The organism is Methylophilus sp. 13, assembly GCF_015354335.1.
GTDB classification, from domain to species: domain Bacteria; phylum Pseudomonadota; class Gammaproteobacteria; order Burkholderiales; family Methylophilaceae; genus Methylophilus; species Methylophilus glucosoxydans.
On sequence record NZ_JADKYR010000004.1, the window covers coordinates 256,618 to 271,777 of the forward strand.

General features: G+C 55.8%; 12 protein-coding genes. 9 read left to right on the top strand and 3 right to left on the bottom strand.

Translation table 11 applies throughout. From position 1 onward, the window contains the following. Window positions 1–6: 6 nt before the first annotated feature. On the bottom strand, window positions 7–348 hold the full coding sequence (locus INP77_RS12340) for a FlxA-like family protein (protein WP_194749349.1): 342 nt from the start codon (window positions 346–348) through the stop codon (window positions 7–9). 167 nt (window positions 349–515) lie between these two features. Here INP77_RS12340 and INP77_RS12345 point away from each other — a divergent pair, with 167 nt between their 5' ends. From INP77_RS12345 to INP77_RS12385, 9 genes are all read left to right on the top strand, one after another. Continuing rightward, window positions 516–1,019: a MarR family winged helix-turn-helix transcriptional regulator gene (locus INP77_RS12345; protein WP_194749350.1), complete on the top strand. Its 504-nt coding sequence runs from the start codon at window positions 516–518 to the stop codon at window positions 1,017–1,019. Window positions 1,020–1,079: 60 nt separating this feature from the next. Further along, window positions 1,080–2,567, top strand: a complete 1,488-nt coding sequence (locus tag INP77_RS12350) for an efflux transporter outer membrane subunit (RefSeq protein WP_194749351.1) — start codon at window positions 1,080–1,082, stop codon at window positions 2,565–2,567. Further along, entirely contained in the window at window positions 2,545–4,716 is a 2,172-nt protein-coding gene (locus INP77_RS12355) for an FUSC family protein (RefSeq protein WP_228518915.1), read from the top strand. The genes INP77_RS12350 and INP77_RS12355 overlap by 23 nt, the downstream gene beginning before the upstream one ends. A 12-nt stretch (window positions 4,717–4,728) precedes the next feature. Next, the gene (locus tag INP77_RS12360; RefSeq protein ID WP_194749352.1) at window positions 4,729–4,941 is read left to right on the top strand and encodes a DUF1656 domain-containing protein; all 213 of its coding nucleotides are present in this window, start codon (window positions 4,729–4,731) and stop codon (window positions 4,939–4,941) included. Window positions 4,942–4,952: 11 nt separating this feature from the next. Next, window positions 4,953–5,837: a biotin/lipoyl-binding protein gene (locus INP77_RS12365; protein WP_194749353.1), complete on the top strand. Its 885-nt coding sequence runs from the start codon at window positions 4,953–4,955 to the stop codon at window positions 5,835–5,837. Between the two features lie 72 nt (window positions 5,838–5,909). Then, on the top strand, window positions 5,910–7,004 hold the full coding sequence (locus INP77_RS12370; protein WP_194749354.1) for a calcium:proton antiporter: 1,095 nt from the start codon (window positions 5,910–5,912) through the stop codon (window positions 7,002–7,004). 65 nt (window positions 7,005–7,069) lie between these two features. Then, window positions 7,070–8,011 carry a DedA family protein/thiosulfate sulfurtransferase GlpE gene (locus INP77_RS12375; protein WP_194749355.1) on the top strand — a complete coding sequence of 314 codons (942 nt, stop codon included), beginning with the start codon at window positions 7,070–7,072 and terminating at the stop codon, window positions 8,009–8,011. Next, window positions 8,004–11,198, top strand: a complete 3,195-nt coding sequence (locus INP77_RS12380) for an efflux RND transporter permease subunit (protein WP_194749356.1) — start codon at window positions 8,004–8,006, stop codon at window positions 11,196–11,198. The genes INP77_RS12375 and INP77_RS12380 overlap by 8 nt, the downstream gene beginning before the upstream one ends. Beyond that, the gene (locus INP77_RS12385) at window positions 11,191–12,351 is read left to right on the top strand and encodes an efflux RND transporter periplasmic adaptor subunit (protein ID WP_194749357.1); all 1,161 of its coding nucleotides are present in this window, start codon (window positions 11,191–11,193) and stop codon (window positions 12,349–12,351) included. The genes INP77_RS12380 and INP77_RS12385 overlap by 8 nt, the downstream gene beginning before the upstream one ends. A gap of 45 nt (window positions 12,352–12,396) precedes the next feature. On the opposite strand, the gene INP77_RS12390 is transcribed toward INP77_RS12385, so the two are convergent. Further along, window positions 12,397–12,768, bottom strand: a complete 372-nt coding sequence (locus tag INP77_RS12390) for a YidH family protein (RefSeq protein WP_194749358.1) — start codon at window positions 12,766–12,768, stop codon at window positions 12,397–12,399. A gap of 43 nt (window positions 12,769–12,811) precedes the next feature. Then, complete coding sequence (locus INP77_RS12395; RefSeq protein ID WP_194749359.1) at window positions 12,812–15,046, bottom strand: bifunctional (p)ppGpp synthetase/guanosine-3',5'-bis(diphosphate) 3'-pyrophosphohydrolase; 2,235 nt, start codon at window positions 15,044–15,046, stop codon at window positions 12,812–12,814. Between the last annotated feature and the right edge of the window lie 114 nt (window positions 15,047–15,160).

A 15,160-nucleotide genomic window follows, 5' to 3' on the forward strand; every position in this document is an offset into this window, starting at 1 on the left:
AACAGTTTAAACATATTCGTCTATCATTGAGAGTTTCTGCTTGGCAGGCGCCTGGTTGTTCTGGTTGAGCGTTGAAGAGCCTTCTGTCTGCTTCTGCTTTTCTGCCGTTTCCTGTTTTTGCCGGATAAGTTGGTCCAGTTGTGCTTGCGTTGCCTCGATTTGCAATTGGATGAGCTTGGCTTTGGCCTGCCCTTCTTTCGATTGCGTATTAATCGCTTCCTTCAGGTCTTTTTGCAGGGAGGTCAGCTTTTTCTGCAGTGCTTCTATGGCCGACTGGCTGCTGCCGCTCGTGCTGGCTGTACTGGTCATTTGAGTGCTCACAGCGGACATCGAAATAGAAATGGACATGGCATGCTCATAAAAGTATTGTCTACAATTGAATTACGACAGCAGCAGGGCAGACTTGAGGCGGGGACCTCAAAATCTGCGCAATCACACTTTTATTGTTGAGCTGCATTCACCTGGAATAGACGAGCTTGCAATTTGTTTGATACCATACTATACTGATCCGTACTATGTTGCTGCTCAAAGAGTTACCCACCTCCAAAAGCCTGGAAAAGTTTGTGACCCGCTATCCTGGCGCAGACATTACGGCGATTTCTGACTTTGTCAGTATTTTGCGCGCCGCGTCGGATATTTCGACGGCGCTGGATGCGTTATTGGCCAGGCATGGCTTGCTGCAAGGACGCTGGTGGGTACTGGTGTTGCTGATGCGGCAGGATGACCTGACTTCTTCGCCTTCAGAACTGGCCGACAAAGCTGGCGTGACCAAGGCCACCATGACGGGTTTCATTGACGGGCTGGAGCGTGAGGGCCTGGTGTCGCGCTTTATGGATACCAGTGACAGGCGCAAATTCCTCATCCGGTTGTCGGTGGCCGGGCAGCAAAAACTCGATGAAGTCATGCCGGACTATGTACAATGCGTCACCCAGTTTATGAACGTCCTGGCCAAGGCACAAAGAGACACCCTGATTGCGGATTTGGCGACATTGGCCAGCCGCGTCGATTTGATTAAATAAACGGCGGCATCATTTTTTTAATTATTTAGTTTGATACCGTACTATTAATAACCATACTTTATGTCTCTGCCTTTCACCTCAACACTGACTGTTTTGTCGCTGCGTCAGCCCAGGCAGGTTGCGCGCAGTGCGGTCTGGCTCTTGGCGCTGTTGCTCAATGGGTGTCTCAACAGTCAAGGCATTGCGCCCGTGTCGCAGCCACTGCTACAGGATCAGTTAGCGCTGGGTAAAACCATTTCGGAGGCGCCTGTCATGGCGTGGCCGACCGAGCACTGGTGGCAGGTCTATGGGGATGCACAGCTCAACCGTCTGATTGAGAAAAGTCTGCATGACCATCCTGACCTGAAAAAAGCGACTGCCCGCATTGCTTTAGCCACTGCCATGGCGGAGCAGTCGCATGCGGCTACCTTGCCCAATATCGGTGGCAAAGTCAGCTCTTCACGCGAGCGGTTTACCGCGTTGAGCTTTATCCCCAAGCCGTGGGCAGGTCGCTTTAACTGGAACAACCAGGCGACCGTAGACATGTCCTACAACCTGGACCTGTGGAAACAGCAGAAATCGGCGTGGCTGGCGGCACTGGATGAAGCGCGGGTGGCGGATGCTGAAATGCAGCAGGTCAAGATTGAGCTCACGGCGGCGATAGTCAAAAATGAGATCCAGCTTGCGGCCGAATATCAATGGCGCGACCTGGCACAAGACGAGCTGGACGATTTGCGTCACGAGATTGCCATTGCCCAAAAAGCCCTGGCGGCCGGACTCAATACCCAACTCGCCCTGAGTCGTCTGGAGGCGAGGCTACCAGCGGCGCAGAACAAACTGGTATTGATAGATTTGCACCTGACCTTGCTCAAAAACCAGATGGCGGCACTAAGCGGCGAGGGGCCTGGCGCGGGCGAAAGCATTACCCGCCCGACCTTGCATTTGTCCGCCAGCGTTGGCCTGCCTGACCGCTTGCCCGCAAATCTGGTTGGCCGTCGCCCGGATATGGTGGCGGCCAGATGGCGGGTGGAGGCGGCACAGAAGCATATACAAAGTGCCAAAGCCGCGTTTTACCCGAATATCAATTTGCTGGGCTATGTCGGTTTTCAGGGACTGGCGTTTGCGAGTCTGTTTTCCAGTGCCGGTCTGGTGGGTAATCTGGGCCCAGCCATGACATTGCCGCTGTTTGATGGCGGCCGTCGACGCGCCAATCTATCCGCCGAAACGGCCTTATATGACATGGCAGTGGAGGACTACAACGCCACGCTGCTGAAGGCACTTGAGCGCATCTCCAGCCAGTTGTCGGTCATGCAAACGGTAGAGGCTGAAATGACAAATACCCGGCAAGCCCTGGACAAGAGCGAGCAGACCCATCGGCTGGCGCTGAAAAACTACCGCGCTGGACTCAGTAACCGGGTCGAGAGCCTGCAAACCAATCTGTTGGTCTTGCAGCAAAAAAACGTGCTGGTCGAACAGGAGGCCGCGCGCCTGGAGGCGTATGCGGCACTGATGCTGGCCTTGGGCGGCGGCGTGATGGAGGAGGCACATGCCACGCAGGCACGCCCTTAGGCAAGGTTGGCACGCGCTGGCGGCTGGCATTGCAATACTTGGCCAGGGGGGGCGGTGGCTGGCCATCTGTGCGCAACAGGCCGGACTGGACTGGTACCGGCAGGATTTCCCGCTCATCGGTTATTTGTTCAAGTATTTGCTCGCCTCGTGGCTGGCCTTATGGCTGGCCTTGAAAATGGAAATGGACCAGCCGGCGACGGCGCTGTTGACGGTGGTGATCGTCATGCATTTCCGCTCGGGCATGGTGATCACCAAGAGTTACTACCGCCTGATCGGCACGGGCATTGGTATCCTGTTTTCATTGCTACTGGTAGCCAGTTTTGCGCAGGACCGGTTCCCGTTTTTTATCGCGGCTGCGCTTTGGATAGGCTTGTGCACGGCGGGATCGCTGGTTTACCGCAACTTTCAATCGTATGGCTTTGTGCTGGCCGGTTACACACTGTGTATTGTCGGCTTGCCAGCCACGCTTACGCCCTTGCACACCTTTCAAATTGCTTCAACGCGCATGTCAGAAATCGGGGTGGGCTTGCTCAGTGCCAGCCTGGTGAGCGAGCTGGTGCTGCCGCAGCGCCTGTGGGAAACCATTCAGGCCGTGGTGCGTGGCAAGTTCCGTGATTTCAGTCTGTTGCTTGGGCAGCGCGATGCTGTTGGCCTGAATCAACCTGTGCTCAAGTTTATGCAAGACCTGTATCAACTGGAGTCTTTCCGGGCTTCGGCGCAATTTGAAACCGATGATGCGCGCGTGCATAGCACCACGATTAACCAGCTTAATCTGCAGTTTATGGCGGTTTCAACCACCTACATCGTCTTTCAGCGCCTGCAACAGCGGCTGCAGCGCAGTGGATGCAAGCATGAAGCCGAGGCTTTGCAGGCGTTGATGCAACCCCTGGCGACGGCGGTGTTGAGTAAAGGACAACCCGCCACAAGTGCGCCAGAGCTGACGCAATTGCAACAGGCGGTTGCCGCGTATCAGCAAGCGTTTGCTACCGCGTTTCAGCGGCAGAGGCAGGCCTTGTCGGTTCTGCCTGAGGTACAGCTGCTGACATTCGAGAGTGGGGCAGCGTTGTTGCAACGTCTGGCCGCCGAATTGGCCGCTTATCTGGACACCTATGTGTTGCTGGTGGCCAATCCGCGCAAGCGGCAAGTGGCCAGCCGCGAGTTTGCAGCCGCGCAGTTGCAGAGGCATATTGACTGGTTGCCGGTGGCAATTGCCGCGACACGTGGCGCACTCACCTTGCTGGTACTGGCCGTGCTCTGGATGACCATAGACTGGCCTTCCGGCATCCTGGCCATGACCCTGGGGGTGATTACCAGCACCTTGTTTGCGGGCAGCCCGACGCCGATGGCTACCTTGCGCCAGTTTACGCTTGGCGTGGTACTGGGCATTGTGCTGGTTTACCTGAGCAATGTGTTCTGGCTGACGGCGGCACACGACTACGTCATGTTGTGCATCGTGATTGCCCCGGCCATTTTGCTGACGGCCTGGCTCAGTGCCCGGCCTGCCACCGCACTTGTCGGGGCTGGGCTGGGCATTGCCTACTTTTTAATGGTTGGCTTTAACCTAGCGCTGGGTGATCTGCCGGTCAAATATTTCAATGATTCGATTGCGCTCATGATTGCGCTGGCGGTGTCCGCCATCCTGTTCAGCCTGACTGACTATGCCGCCAGCCCCTGGGCCAGGCGCCGCTTGCTGGCGCAATTGCGCGGGCTAGTGGTGGAGGCTTGCCTGAATACCACCATCACCGCGGCGGCGTTTGAAATGCGGGCACGCGACCTGATCCAGCGCTCAGGCGACCTGCATAGACCACAAGCGGCAGACAGCATCCACGTCGCAGAGGCATTGTGTGCGGCGCTGGAGATGGGCCATGCCGTACTGGCCTTGCGCACGGCAGCGGTGGCGTTGCCGGCGCAGCCGCAGCGATTAGTACAACATACACTGTTGCTGGTCGCACACGACTACAAACAGCCCAGCCGCAAACATCAGCAACAGGTCTTGCAGTGGCTGGATCACTTTTTGGTCTGGTTGCAAGGCGGTGAATATGCGCAGAGCTTGTCGCCGACGCAAGTGCAAAAGCTGGTAACGCAGTTACATTTTGTCCGGCTGGTGATCGACACCGAAATGCCTGCGCTCAGCCCTAGGTCCTTATGAAGGAGACGACACATGTGGCATGCATGGATTCCGCGTGAACTGACATTTCTGGATGCACATGTGCCGACGCTGTTCGTCGCCTTTTTGCTCGCCGCCGTGGTGGTCTGGCAGCTAGATCAATGGCTGGCGGCATGGGTGATTTACGAGCGGCTCTGGTACCCGGCGCTGTTTCGGGTGGCGCTGTTTTTTGGCTTGTTTTCGCTGTTTGGCTTGATGGTGTATTGAAAGGGAGACACATGCAAACGCAACGTATCTGGATGAAGGTCACCACAGGTGTACTGCGCGTAGGGATCACGCTAGGCATTGCCGTGGCAGCTGGCTGGTTGGCTTACACGTTGTGGGTGCGCTATACCGACTACCCATGGACACGGGATGGCCGCGTGCGCGCCGATGTGGTGAATATTGCCCCGGATGTGGCCGGGCTGGTGACGACGGTGCCAGTGCACGATAACCAGTATGTGCATCAAGGCGATGTGCTATTCCGCATAGACCCCCTGCATTATGCGCATGCCCTGGCCGAAGCCAAGGCCGTGGCCCAGCAGCGCAAATCGCTATGGGAGATGAAGCAGCAACAAGCCTTACGCCGGGCCCATCTGGATGATGAAGTCATTTCTCGCGAGAACCGTGAAGATACCGATTTGGGGGCGTTGGCGGCCAAAGCAGAATATGAGGCCGCGCTCGCCCAGGTCGAGAAAATCAAGCTGGACCTGGAACGTACCGTGGTGCGCTCCCCCGTGGATGGCTGGGTGTCGAACCTGCTGGTTCGGCCCGGCGATTTTGCCCAGGTCGGGGCGGCCAAGCTGGCAGTCATCGACCAGCACTCGTTCTGGGTCTATGGATATTTTGAGGAACACAAGCTGAGCATGATCAAGCCAGGTGACGCAGCCGACGTGCAGTTGCTGGGTAGCCACACCACGCTTAAGGGGCACGTGGAAAGCATTGCCCACGGCATTACCGACCGCGACAACCCTACCGACGTGCGACTGCTGGCCAATGTCAACCCGACCTTTAACTGGGTGCGGCTGGCACAACGCATCCCGGTGCGTATCCGGCTGGACCAGATTCCGGCAGGCCTGACGCTGGTCGCAGGCATGACGTGTTCGGTGGTCATCAACCCCTAGTACATTGCGCAACATGCAACAGAAGGGCGCGGCTCTGTTAAGATGAGAACTCATTGATGACAATCTAAGCGCATGCTTAAAGAAAAACCGCCTCAGGGACTGTGGTCCCTGCTCATTTCCATTCTCGCTTATCTGGCGCTGGCGCAAGCCGACAAAGTCATCACGCTCGGGCAGCCTGAGTCGCTCATCATTGCGGTCCTGTTTGTCTTGCTGATTATCAACCTGGCTTTTCAGTTATCGTTTCAGGTGGAATATGTCGCCGAACGGCTCAAAGAGCCTTATGGCACCATGATTCTTACCATCAGCGCTGTCATCATCGAAGTGGTGATTATCGTCATGATGCTCAGCCATACCTCCTCGACCACCTTGGCCAGAGATGCGATTTACTCCGCGGTGATGCTGGATATCAACGGCATTCTCGGCTTGTGTGCCATTGTCGGCGGCATCAAGTACGGCGAGGTCGAGTACAACGTCAACTCGGGCAATACCTATATCGTCATGATCATGACCGCGCTGGGCATCTCAATGGCCTTGCCCGCTTTTTTGCCGCCAGAGCACTGGCGCGTGTATTCCATGTTCACCATCGTGACCATGAGTGTGTTTTATGCCCTGTTTCTCAAAATGCAAACCGGGCGGCACCGCAATTACTTCAGCTACCGTGATCAGCACCAGGCCATGCTGGAACAGGGCCAGCCTGTGCCGGTGATCAGTACCAATGTCAAATTTTCTATTCTTTACATCCTGGCCGGCATCGTTACCATCGGCTTTCTGTCTGAAGAAATGAGCCTGCATATGGATGCGGGCCTGACTGGCAGCGGCGTACCGCCGATTGTGGCGGCGATTGTGGTTGCGATTATTGCGGCCAGCCCGGAAGTGCTCACCGCCTTAAAAGCCGCTGTCAATGACCGCATGCAAACCGTGGTCAATATTGCGCTCGGGGCTACCTTGTCTACCGTGATTTTGACGGTGCCGGTGATTGAAGCGATTGCGCTGATTGAGGACAGGCAGCTCATTGTCGGCTTGTCGCCCACGCAGATGGTGATGACGTTTTTGACTTTGATTGTGGCCACCATTAATCTGCATGATGGTGAAACCAATGCGATTGAAGGCATGACGCATTTTGTCTTGTTTATGGCGTTTGCCATGCTGGCATCCCTAGGCATGTGATGATTGACTTGTGATGATGGGCATGTGATGGTCTGTGTGTGATTTCCCGTTAAAAAAGAACTGTTATGAATGTCGTGCTTGAGCTGATTCAGCAATATGGCTTGCTGATTGTGTTTGCCAGTGTATTTCTGGAGCAGATGGGCTTGCCTTTACCGGCCTATCCCACCTTGCTGCTGGCCGGTGTCTTGATCGGCAATGGCCAGTATTCCTGGGCGGCCATGTTGCTGGTGGCGCTGGTGGCAGCCTTGCTGGCAGACTCCATCTGGTACCGCGCCGGGCGCAAATATGGCAAGCGCGTCATGGGCAAGTTATGCAAAATCTCCTTGTCGCCAGACACCTGTGTGCGACAAACCGAGGCGCTTTATCTGAAATTCGGCCCGCCCGCGTTGCTGGTCTGCAAATTTATCCCGGGCTTTGCCTCAATTTCGAGTGCGCTGGCCGGATCATCCGGCACGCCTTATTGGCTGTTTGCGCTTATGGATGGCCTGGGCGCGCTGCTATGGTCGGGCTCCGCATTGTGGTTGGGCAATCTGTTCAGTTCTGCCATTGACGAGCTGATGCTGACGCTGGTCGAAATGGGTAAATGGGGCACCGGGCTGGTTTTACTGCTGTTGACCGCGTTTATCGCGGTCAAATGGTGGGACCGGCAACGCTTTCTCAAAAGCCTGCGCATGGCGCGGATCAGTGTCGAAGAATTGCATACACTGATCGCCAGTGATGCGGCGCCGGTGATTCTGGATACGCGTGCCCCGCACTTGATAGAAGACGGCTGGATTCCGGGGGCGCAGTTTGTCACGCTGGAAGATGTGGACCAATTGACGCTGGATATTGATGAAGATGCGCCCGTTATTTTGTACTGCTCATGCCCGAATGAGGTCACCGCAGCCAAAGTGGCAAAAAAACTGATTCGGCGTGGCTATCGCAATATCCGCCCGTTAAGCGGCGGCATTGATGCCTGGCGGGATGCCGGTTTTGCCATCACCGCAGCAAAGGACGCGCATGTTTAATGTGGTTGGCATTGCCCTCAAACGGCCTTACACCTTTGTGGTGATGGCGCTGCTGATTCTGATTTTTGGTACTTTGTCTGCCCTGCGCAGCCCGGTGGATATTTTTCCGGATATCCGTATCCCGGTGGTAGCGGTGGCCTGGCAATACAATGGCTTGCCGCCAGATGACATGGCGGGCCGCATCAGTACGCTATATCAGCGCAGCCTGACCACCACCGTCAACGATATTGAGCATATCGAGGCCAATTCATACAATGGGTTTGCCATCGTCAAAATCTTTTTCCATATGGGCGTCAATATCGCCACCGCCAATGCGCAGGTGGCGGCGATTTCGCAAACAGTGACGCGGCAGATGCCCGCCGGCACCACGCCGCCGCTGATTCTTAACTATAACGCCTCCACGGTGCCCATCTTGCAGATTGCCTTGTCTGGTAAAGGGCTGACCGAGCAGAACCTGGCAGACCTGGGCCTGAATGCCGTGCGTATCCGGTTGGTCACGGTGCCCGGTGCGGGCGTGCCATTTCCCTATGGCGGCAAAAGCCGGCAGATCCAGATTGACCTGAATCCGGCCGCGTTGCAGGCCCGTGGCTTGTCGGCACAGGATATTGCCAATGCGCTGGCTGCGCACAATATGATCGTACCGGTGGGGACACAAAAAATTGGCAGCATTGAATACACGCTGAACCTGAATAATGCCGTCACTCAAATTGACGAGCTGTCCAATATCCCGGTCAAGGTGGTCAATGGCGCCACCGTCTATATGCGTGATATCGGCCAGGTTCGTGATGGCAACCCGCCACAAACCAATATCGTGCATGTGGATGGCAACCGTTCGGTGCTAATGACCATCCTCAAAAACGGTGCCATCTCAACGCTGGATATTGTCGATGGCATCAAGGCCAAACTGGAAGAAATCAAGCCTGCCCTGCCTGAGACGCTGGTGGCAACGCCGATCAACGATCAGTCGCTGTTTGTGCGTGCGGCGATTGAAGGCGTGGTGTTTGAAGGCGTGCTGGCGGCGGTGCTCACCAGCCTCATGATCCTGCTATTTTTGGGCAGCTGGCGCTCGTCGCTGATCATTGCCACCTCCATCCCCTTGTCTATCCTGGGGGCGGTGATGGGACTGTCGGCCATAGGCGAGACGCTCAATATCATGACCCTGGGCGGCCTCGCCCTGGCGGTAGGTTTGCTGGTCGATGAGGCCACCGTGACCATTGAAAATATTAACTGGCACCTGGAGCAAGGCAAGCCGGTCGAGCAGTCCATCCTCGATGGTGCCGCACAGATTGTGACGCCTGCGTTTGTGTCGCTGCTGTGTATTTGTATCGTGTTTGTGCCCATGTTTTTTCTCGAGGGCGTGTCGCGCTTTTTATTCGTGCCCATGGCCGAAGCCGTCATGTTTGCCATGGTCAGCTCGTTTATTTTGTCACGGACCCTGGTCCCGACCATGGCCAATTACTTGCTCAAACCACATGTCGCAGGTGAACACCGCCCAGCCAGCCGCAATCCGCTGGTCAGGTTCCAGCAACACTTTGAAACCCACTTTGAGCAGCTCCGGCAGGGCTATCATGGCTTGCTGAGCCTGGCGATTGCCCACCGCCGACTGTTTATGATCGGCTTTATGTTGCTGGTCATGCTGTCATTTTTATTATTGCCCGGGCTGGGGCGTAACTTTTTTCCGGCGGTGGATAGCGGCCAAATCCTCATGCATGCCCGCGTACCGGTGGGCACCCGTATTGAAGACACCGCCAACCGTTTTGCCCGGATACAGGCAGCCATCAAACAGGTGATCCCGCCCGAGGAAATCCTCACCATTGTTGATAATATCGGCATGCCGATCAGCAGTATCAATATGACTTATAACAACACCGGCCTCACTGGCGCGCATGATGGCGATATCCAGATTGCGCTTAAGCCGGAGCATGCGCCGACGGCTGAATATGTCCGCACCTTGCGTGAAGTCTTGCCCAAGCAGTTTCCGGATACCACTTTTTCGTTTCCACCGGCGGATATCGTCAGCCAGATCCTTAACTTTGGCTCACCGGCGCCGATTGACATCCAGATTCGCGGCGGCAAGCTGGCCGAAGATTTTGTCTATGCCAACCAGTTGCTGGCGCGCATCCGCGCAGTGCCGGGTGTGGTCGATGCGCGTATCCAGCAGTCGCGTCGGCGTCCCGGTTTTGACATTACCGTCGATAAAACCCGTGCGCAGGAGCTGGGCATCAGTACGCGCGACGTCACCAATAGCCTGGTGGTGAACCTGGCGGGCAGTTCGCAAGTCTCCCCGACCTATTGGTTGAACTCTGCTAATGGCGTCACTTACCCGATTGTGCTGCAAACCCCGCAATACCAGCTCGATAGCCTCAACACGCTGGCCAACCTGCCGATAGGTGGCGCGGATGCGCCGCTGCAGACATTGGGTGGGTTGGCAACATTTAAACGCAGTGTCGGCAATGCTGTCATCAGCCAATATGATATCCAGCCCATGGTGCAGATTCATGCCAGCACGCAGGACCGCGACCTGGGGGCGGTGGCCGCCGATATCCGCAAGATTCTGGAGGACACGCAAGCGCAAGTGCCTAAAGCAGCCAGCGTGGTGATGCTGGGCCAGGTGCAGACCATGCAAAGCGCATTTACCGGCCTGTTCTTTGGGCTGCTGGGCGCCATTGTGCTGATTTACCTGCTGATTGTGGTTAATCTGCAATCCTGGAGTGACCCGTTTGTGATTATTTCAGCTTTACCAGCGGCGCTGGCCGGTATCGTCTGGATGTTGTTTGTGACTTTCACTCCTTTGTCGGTGCCCGCCCTGACCGGCGCCATCATGTGTATGGGGGTGGCGACGGCCAATAGTGTGCTGGTGATCAGTTTTGCCCGCGAACGGCTGGCCGTCTTGCAAGATGCGACTGCTGCGGCGCTGGAGGCGGGGTTCGTCCGCTTTAGGCCGGTACTCATGACCGCGCTGGCCATGGTCATCGGCATGACCCCCATGGCTTTGGGCCTGGGCGAGGGCGGCGAGCAGAATGCGCCGTTGGGCCGGGCTGTGATCGGTGGCCTGCTGTTTGCCACCGTCGCCACCCTGCTGTTTGTGCCCGTTGTCTTTAGTGCGATTCATCAAAAACGACAGGCTTCCCCTGAGGCAAGTGTTTCAGGGCCAGTCAGTGATTCAGGAGACCCTATCCATGAGTAATCCACCCACGGCCAGCCGGGGCCTCAAGCTGGCAGGCCTGATCTTGGCCCTGATCGCCAGTGGCATTGTGATTGCGGGCATCAGCAGCCGTCACAGCCATGACGCCAGCGTCAAGGCCTGGACCGACCAGCAGTCGATTCCGACGGTCAGTATCCACACGCCTGCACAGTCTGACCAAGGGGGCAGCCTGATCTTGCCAGGGCGATTTGAGGCCTACGCACGAGCACCGATCTATGCGCGCGTCAGTGGCTATCTCAAATCCTGGAAAGCCGATATCGGCACGCGGGTGAAAAGTGGGCAATTGCTGGCCGAGATCGAGACGCCGGATCTGGATCAGGAATTGTTGCAAGCCAAAGCCGATCTCGCCAGTGCGCAAGCCAATGTGGCACTGGCAGAAACCACGGCCAAGCGCTGGCAGGAGATGCTAAAAACGCAGTCGATTGCCCGTCAGGCGGTGGATGAAAAAGTGGGAGACTTGCAAAGCAAGCAGGCGATCGTGAAGGCGGCCGAAGCCAATGTCAACCGGTTGCTCGCCCTCAAAAGTTTTGCCCGTATCGTGGCGCCGTTTGACGGCTCAGTGACAGCGCGCAATACCGACACTGGCGCGCTGATTAATGCGGGCAGTAGCAGTGCGACGGTGTTGCCGCTCTTTGAAGTGTCCAACACACGCAAGTTGCGCCTCTATATCAATGTGCCACAAAATTATGTCGGTCAGATCCGGACCGGTGACAAAGCCAGGTTTACCGTACCGGAAGCCGCGGGTGAAGCGTTCGAGGCCACGATACAATCAACTTCAGGTGCGATCAATGCGTCCTCTGGTACAACGCTGGTACAGTTACTGGTGGATAATGCGGCGGGCCGTTTTTTGCCTGGGGGCTTTGCCAATGTCAATCTGCTATTCAATGATGCCGTCGCGCGCCTGAGCATTCCTGCCAGTGCACTGATTTTTGACCAGAATGGCCTCAAGGTGGCTACCGTTGGTAAAGATCGCAAGGTGACTTTAAAAACGATTACCATTGCGCGTGACCTGGGTAAGCAACTGGAAGTGCAGTCTGGACTGACAAGCACGGATATGGTGGTAGAAAACCCGCCAGATGGTCTCAACGATGGGGATCAGGTCAATATTGCCATGAGGGCCGCAGCAGAAAAATGATGATGGCGTAAATCTCCCAATCCAGTTTATCTGAGCCTGGAAAGGCTAGCGAGTAAACACTAACCAGCCGCTTAATGCCGCAGCAGAGACCGCCAGGAACAAGTTGACTGCCGGTGGCAGCCAGTAAACGTGACCACGTGGTTTTTCCTGTGTGCTGAGCGATTGGTAAAACAGCAGAAATTGGATGGCAGACAAGATTGCCGTACAGGCCCCCAGCAGAATAAATCCAACCCCGAGATAGAGCGATAACATGCTTTGGGAGGGCGACACTGGCTGCCCCTGTGCCATGAGCTGCATAAACAAGCCAAAACGCTCAATCACAAAGCCCAGCCCCATCAGGGCAATGGCTGAACGTTGCCAGGCCAGCAATGTCCGTTCTGCCGCAAAATAAACCCGTGGGTCATCGAGGTAAGACATGTGCTGGATTCTCCTGTTTCATGATGTCATCATTCAACGTGGCTTAGGTCTGTCGCTGGGCCATGATCACGCCTGGCACTTGCTTGAGCCTTGCCAGCAAGTGCTCTAGCTGGTCGAGGTCAACCAGTTCCACCGTAAAGTGCATGAGCGCCACATGGTTGCGGCTGAGCGTGTTCGCTTTTGTGGTATTGATTTTTTCACGCGCAAACAGCTCGCTGATGTCACGCAACAATCCCTGACGGTCATTCGCTTCCAGCACAATATCCACTTCGTATACGCCAGATTGTTTATTGCCCCATTGCGCATTGAGCAGACGGTTGTGGCGTGTCTGGTCGAGCCGCGTAATAAACGAGCACGCCTGGCGGTGGATGGTCACACTGTGGTTGCGCGTCAGATACGCGACTATCGGTTCTGGCGACACCGGCTTGCAGCATTTGGCCATGGTGGTTTGTACATTGCCTATGCCTTCAATCATAATGCCCGCATGGTTCACCTGAGAGGCGCTGGGGCGCTTGATGATGGCTGGCGCATTGCCTTGCGCAACCGGTGTCAATTCCCCCTGAATGGTGATGGCAATCTGGTGTTCGCTGATATCGCCGCGGCCAATCGCTGCCAGGCAATCTTCCAGTTTCTGGAACTGCAGTTTTTGTGCTACTTTTTCAAGCGGCAGGCTGCTGGCTCCGGCCCGGTGTAACTCTTTGTCCAATTTAGCCCGGCCCTGGGCGACGTTTTCTTCAAAATGCTGGTATTTAAACCAGTGGCGAACCTTGGCGCGCGCACTGGCACTTTGCAAAAAGCCGAGCGCAGGGTTCAGCCAGTCTCGGCTGGGGGCGCCATGTTTGGCGGTCAGGATTTCCACCCGCTGGCCGTTTTCCAGCTTGGTATGCAAGGGGACGATCTGTCCGTCGATTTTCGCGCCGCGGCTACGATGACCCAGGTCTGTGTGTAAAGCGTAAGCAAAGTCTATGGGGGTGGCACCTTTAGGCAAGTCCATGACTTTGCCTTGTGGTGTCAGCACATATACTTTGTCCTGCAATAACGCATTGTTGAATTGCTCCAGCAAATCACCGTGATCAGCGACCTCATCCTTCCAGGACAGGATCTGGCGCAACCAGGCAATTTTTTCGTCGAATTTCGCGTCGGATTTTCCACCTTCCTTATAGCGCCAATGTGCGGCAACGCCCAGCTCGGAATGCTGGTGCATTTCAAACGTGCGGATCTGCACCTCCACTGCAAGGCCACGAGGGCCGCTGACAGCGGTGTGCAGTGACCGGTAGTTGTTGCTTTTGGGGCGGGCAATATAGTCATCAAACTCACCGGGAATCGGTTGCCACAAGTGATGCACCAGGCCAAGTGCGGTATAGCAGTCCTTCACATCTTGCACCATGATGCGTACCGCACGCACATCATACAGCTGGTTAAATTGCAGATGCTTGCTACGCATTTTTTTCACGATGCTGTAGATGTGTTTTGGCCGCCCGCTCACTTCCCCCTGAATGCCCGCTTGGGTCAGTTCATGCTGCAGCTGCTGCACGACCTCTGCAATATACTGTTCACGATCCACACGCCGTTCGTCCAGCATTTTCGCCACTTCTTTATACAGCTGCGGTTCGAGGTAGCGTAAGGATAAGTCTTCGAGTTCCCATTTGAGTTGCCACACGCCCAGGCGGTTGGCCAGCGGGGCAAAGATACTCTGGTTCTCGCGGGCAATCTGCACTTGTTGCTCAGGGCTGGCGCCAGACAAATGCCGTAATAACTGGGTACGCTCTGCCAGCTTGATCAACACGACCCGGATATCTTGCACCATGGCCAATAGCATTTTGCGCAGCGCTTCCAATTGTTGCGCGCGGTCATTCTGTTTGTGGTCCGCTTTGGCGTCCGCATGGTGCAAGCCATCCATTTCACTCAAGGCATGGATCTGTGACATGCGCGAAATACCCTCTATCAGACTGACAACGCACGGATTGAAGCGGGTAGATAAGTGGACGGACCAGTCATCAAGAAAGTCTGGCGCGGCATACAGAATGCAGGCAGTCAGGCTGTCTGCATCCATGTGGATATCCGAGAGGGTAGAGGCCGTTTCTAAGGCATGTTGCAATAGGGGATAACGGTTGATGGCATGGTGTTGCGCATACAGAGACGCTGCCAGCTCAGCCGCCTGCCGTATTTGTGTCAATTCATCAGCCGTAAACCGTTGCGCTAAGGAATCCATCCACAAACTGAGTGCCTGTGGATCAAGTACAGTGGGCGTGTGAGTAGAGCGGTGACCAGAAACCATGCCCTATTATCGCCGCTATCCCCAGGCAGCGTAAAGATAAAACACGTCCTGACGTATGGATCAGGACGTGTACCCGCAGCGGAAGGTGGTGTCCGCTGCCAGGGTTGAATGGAT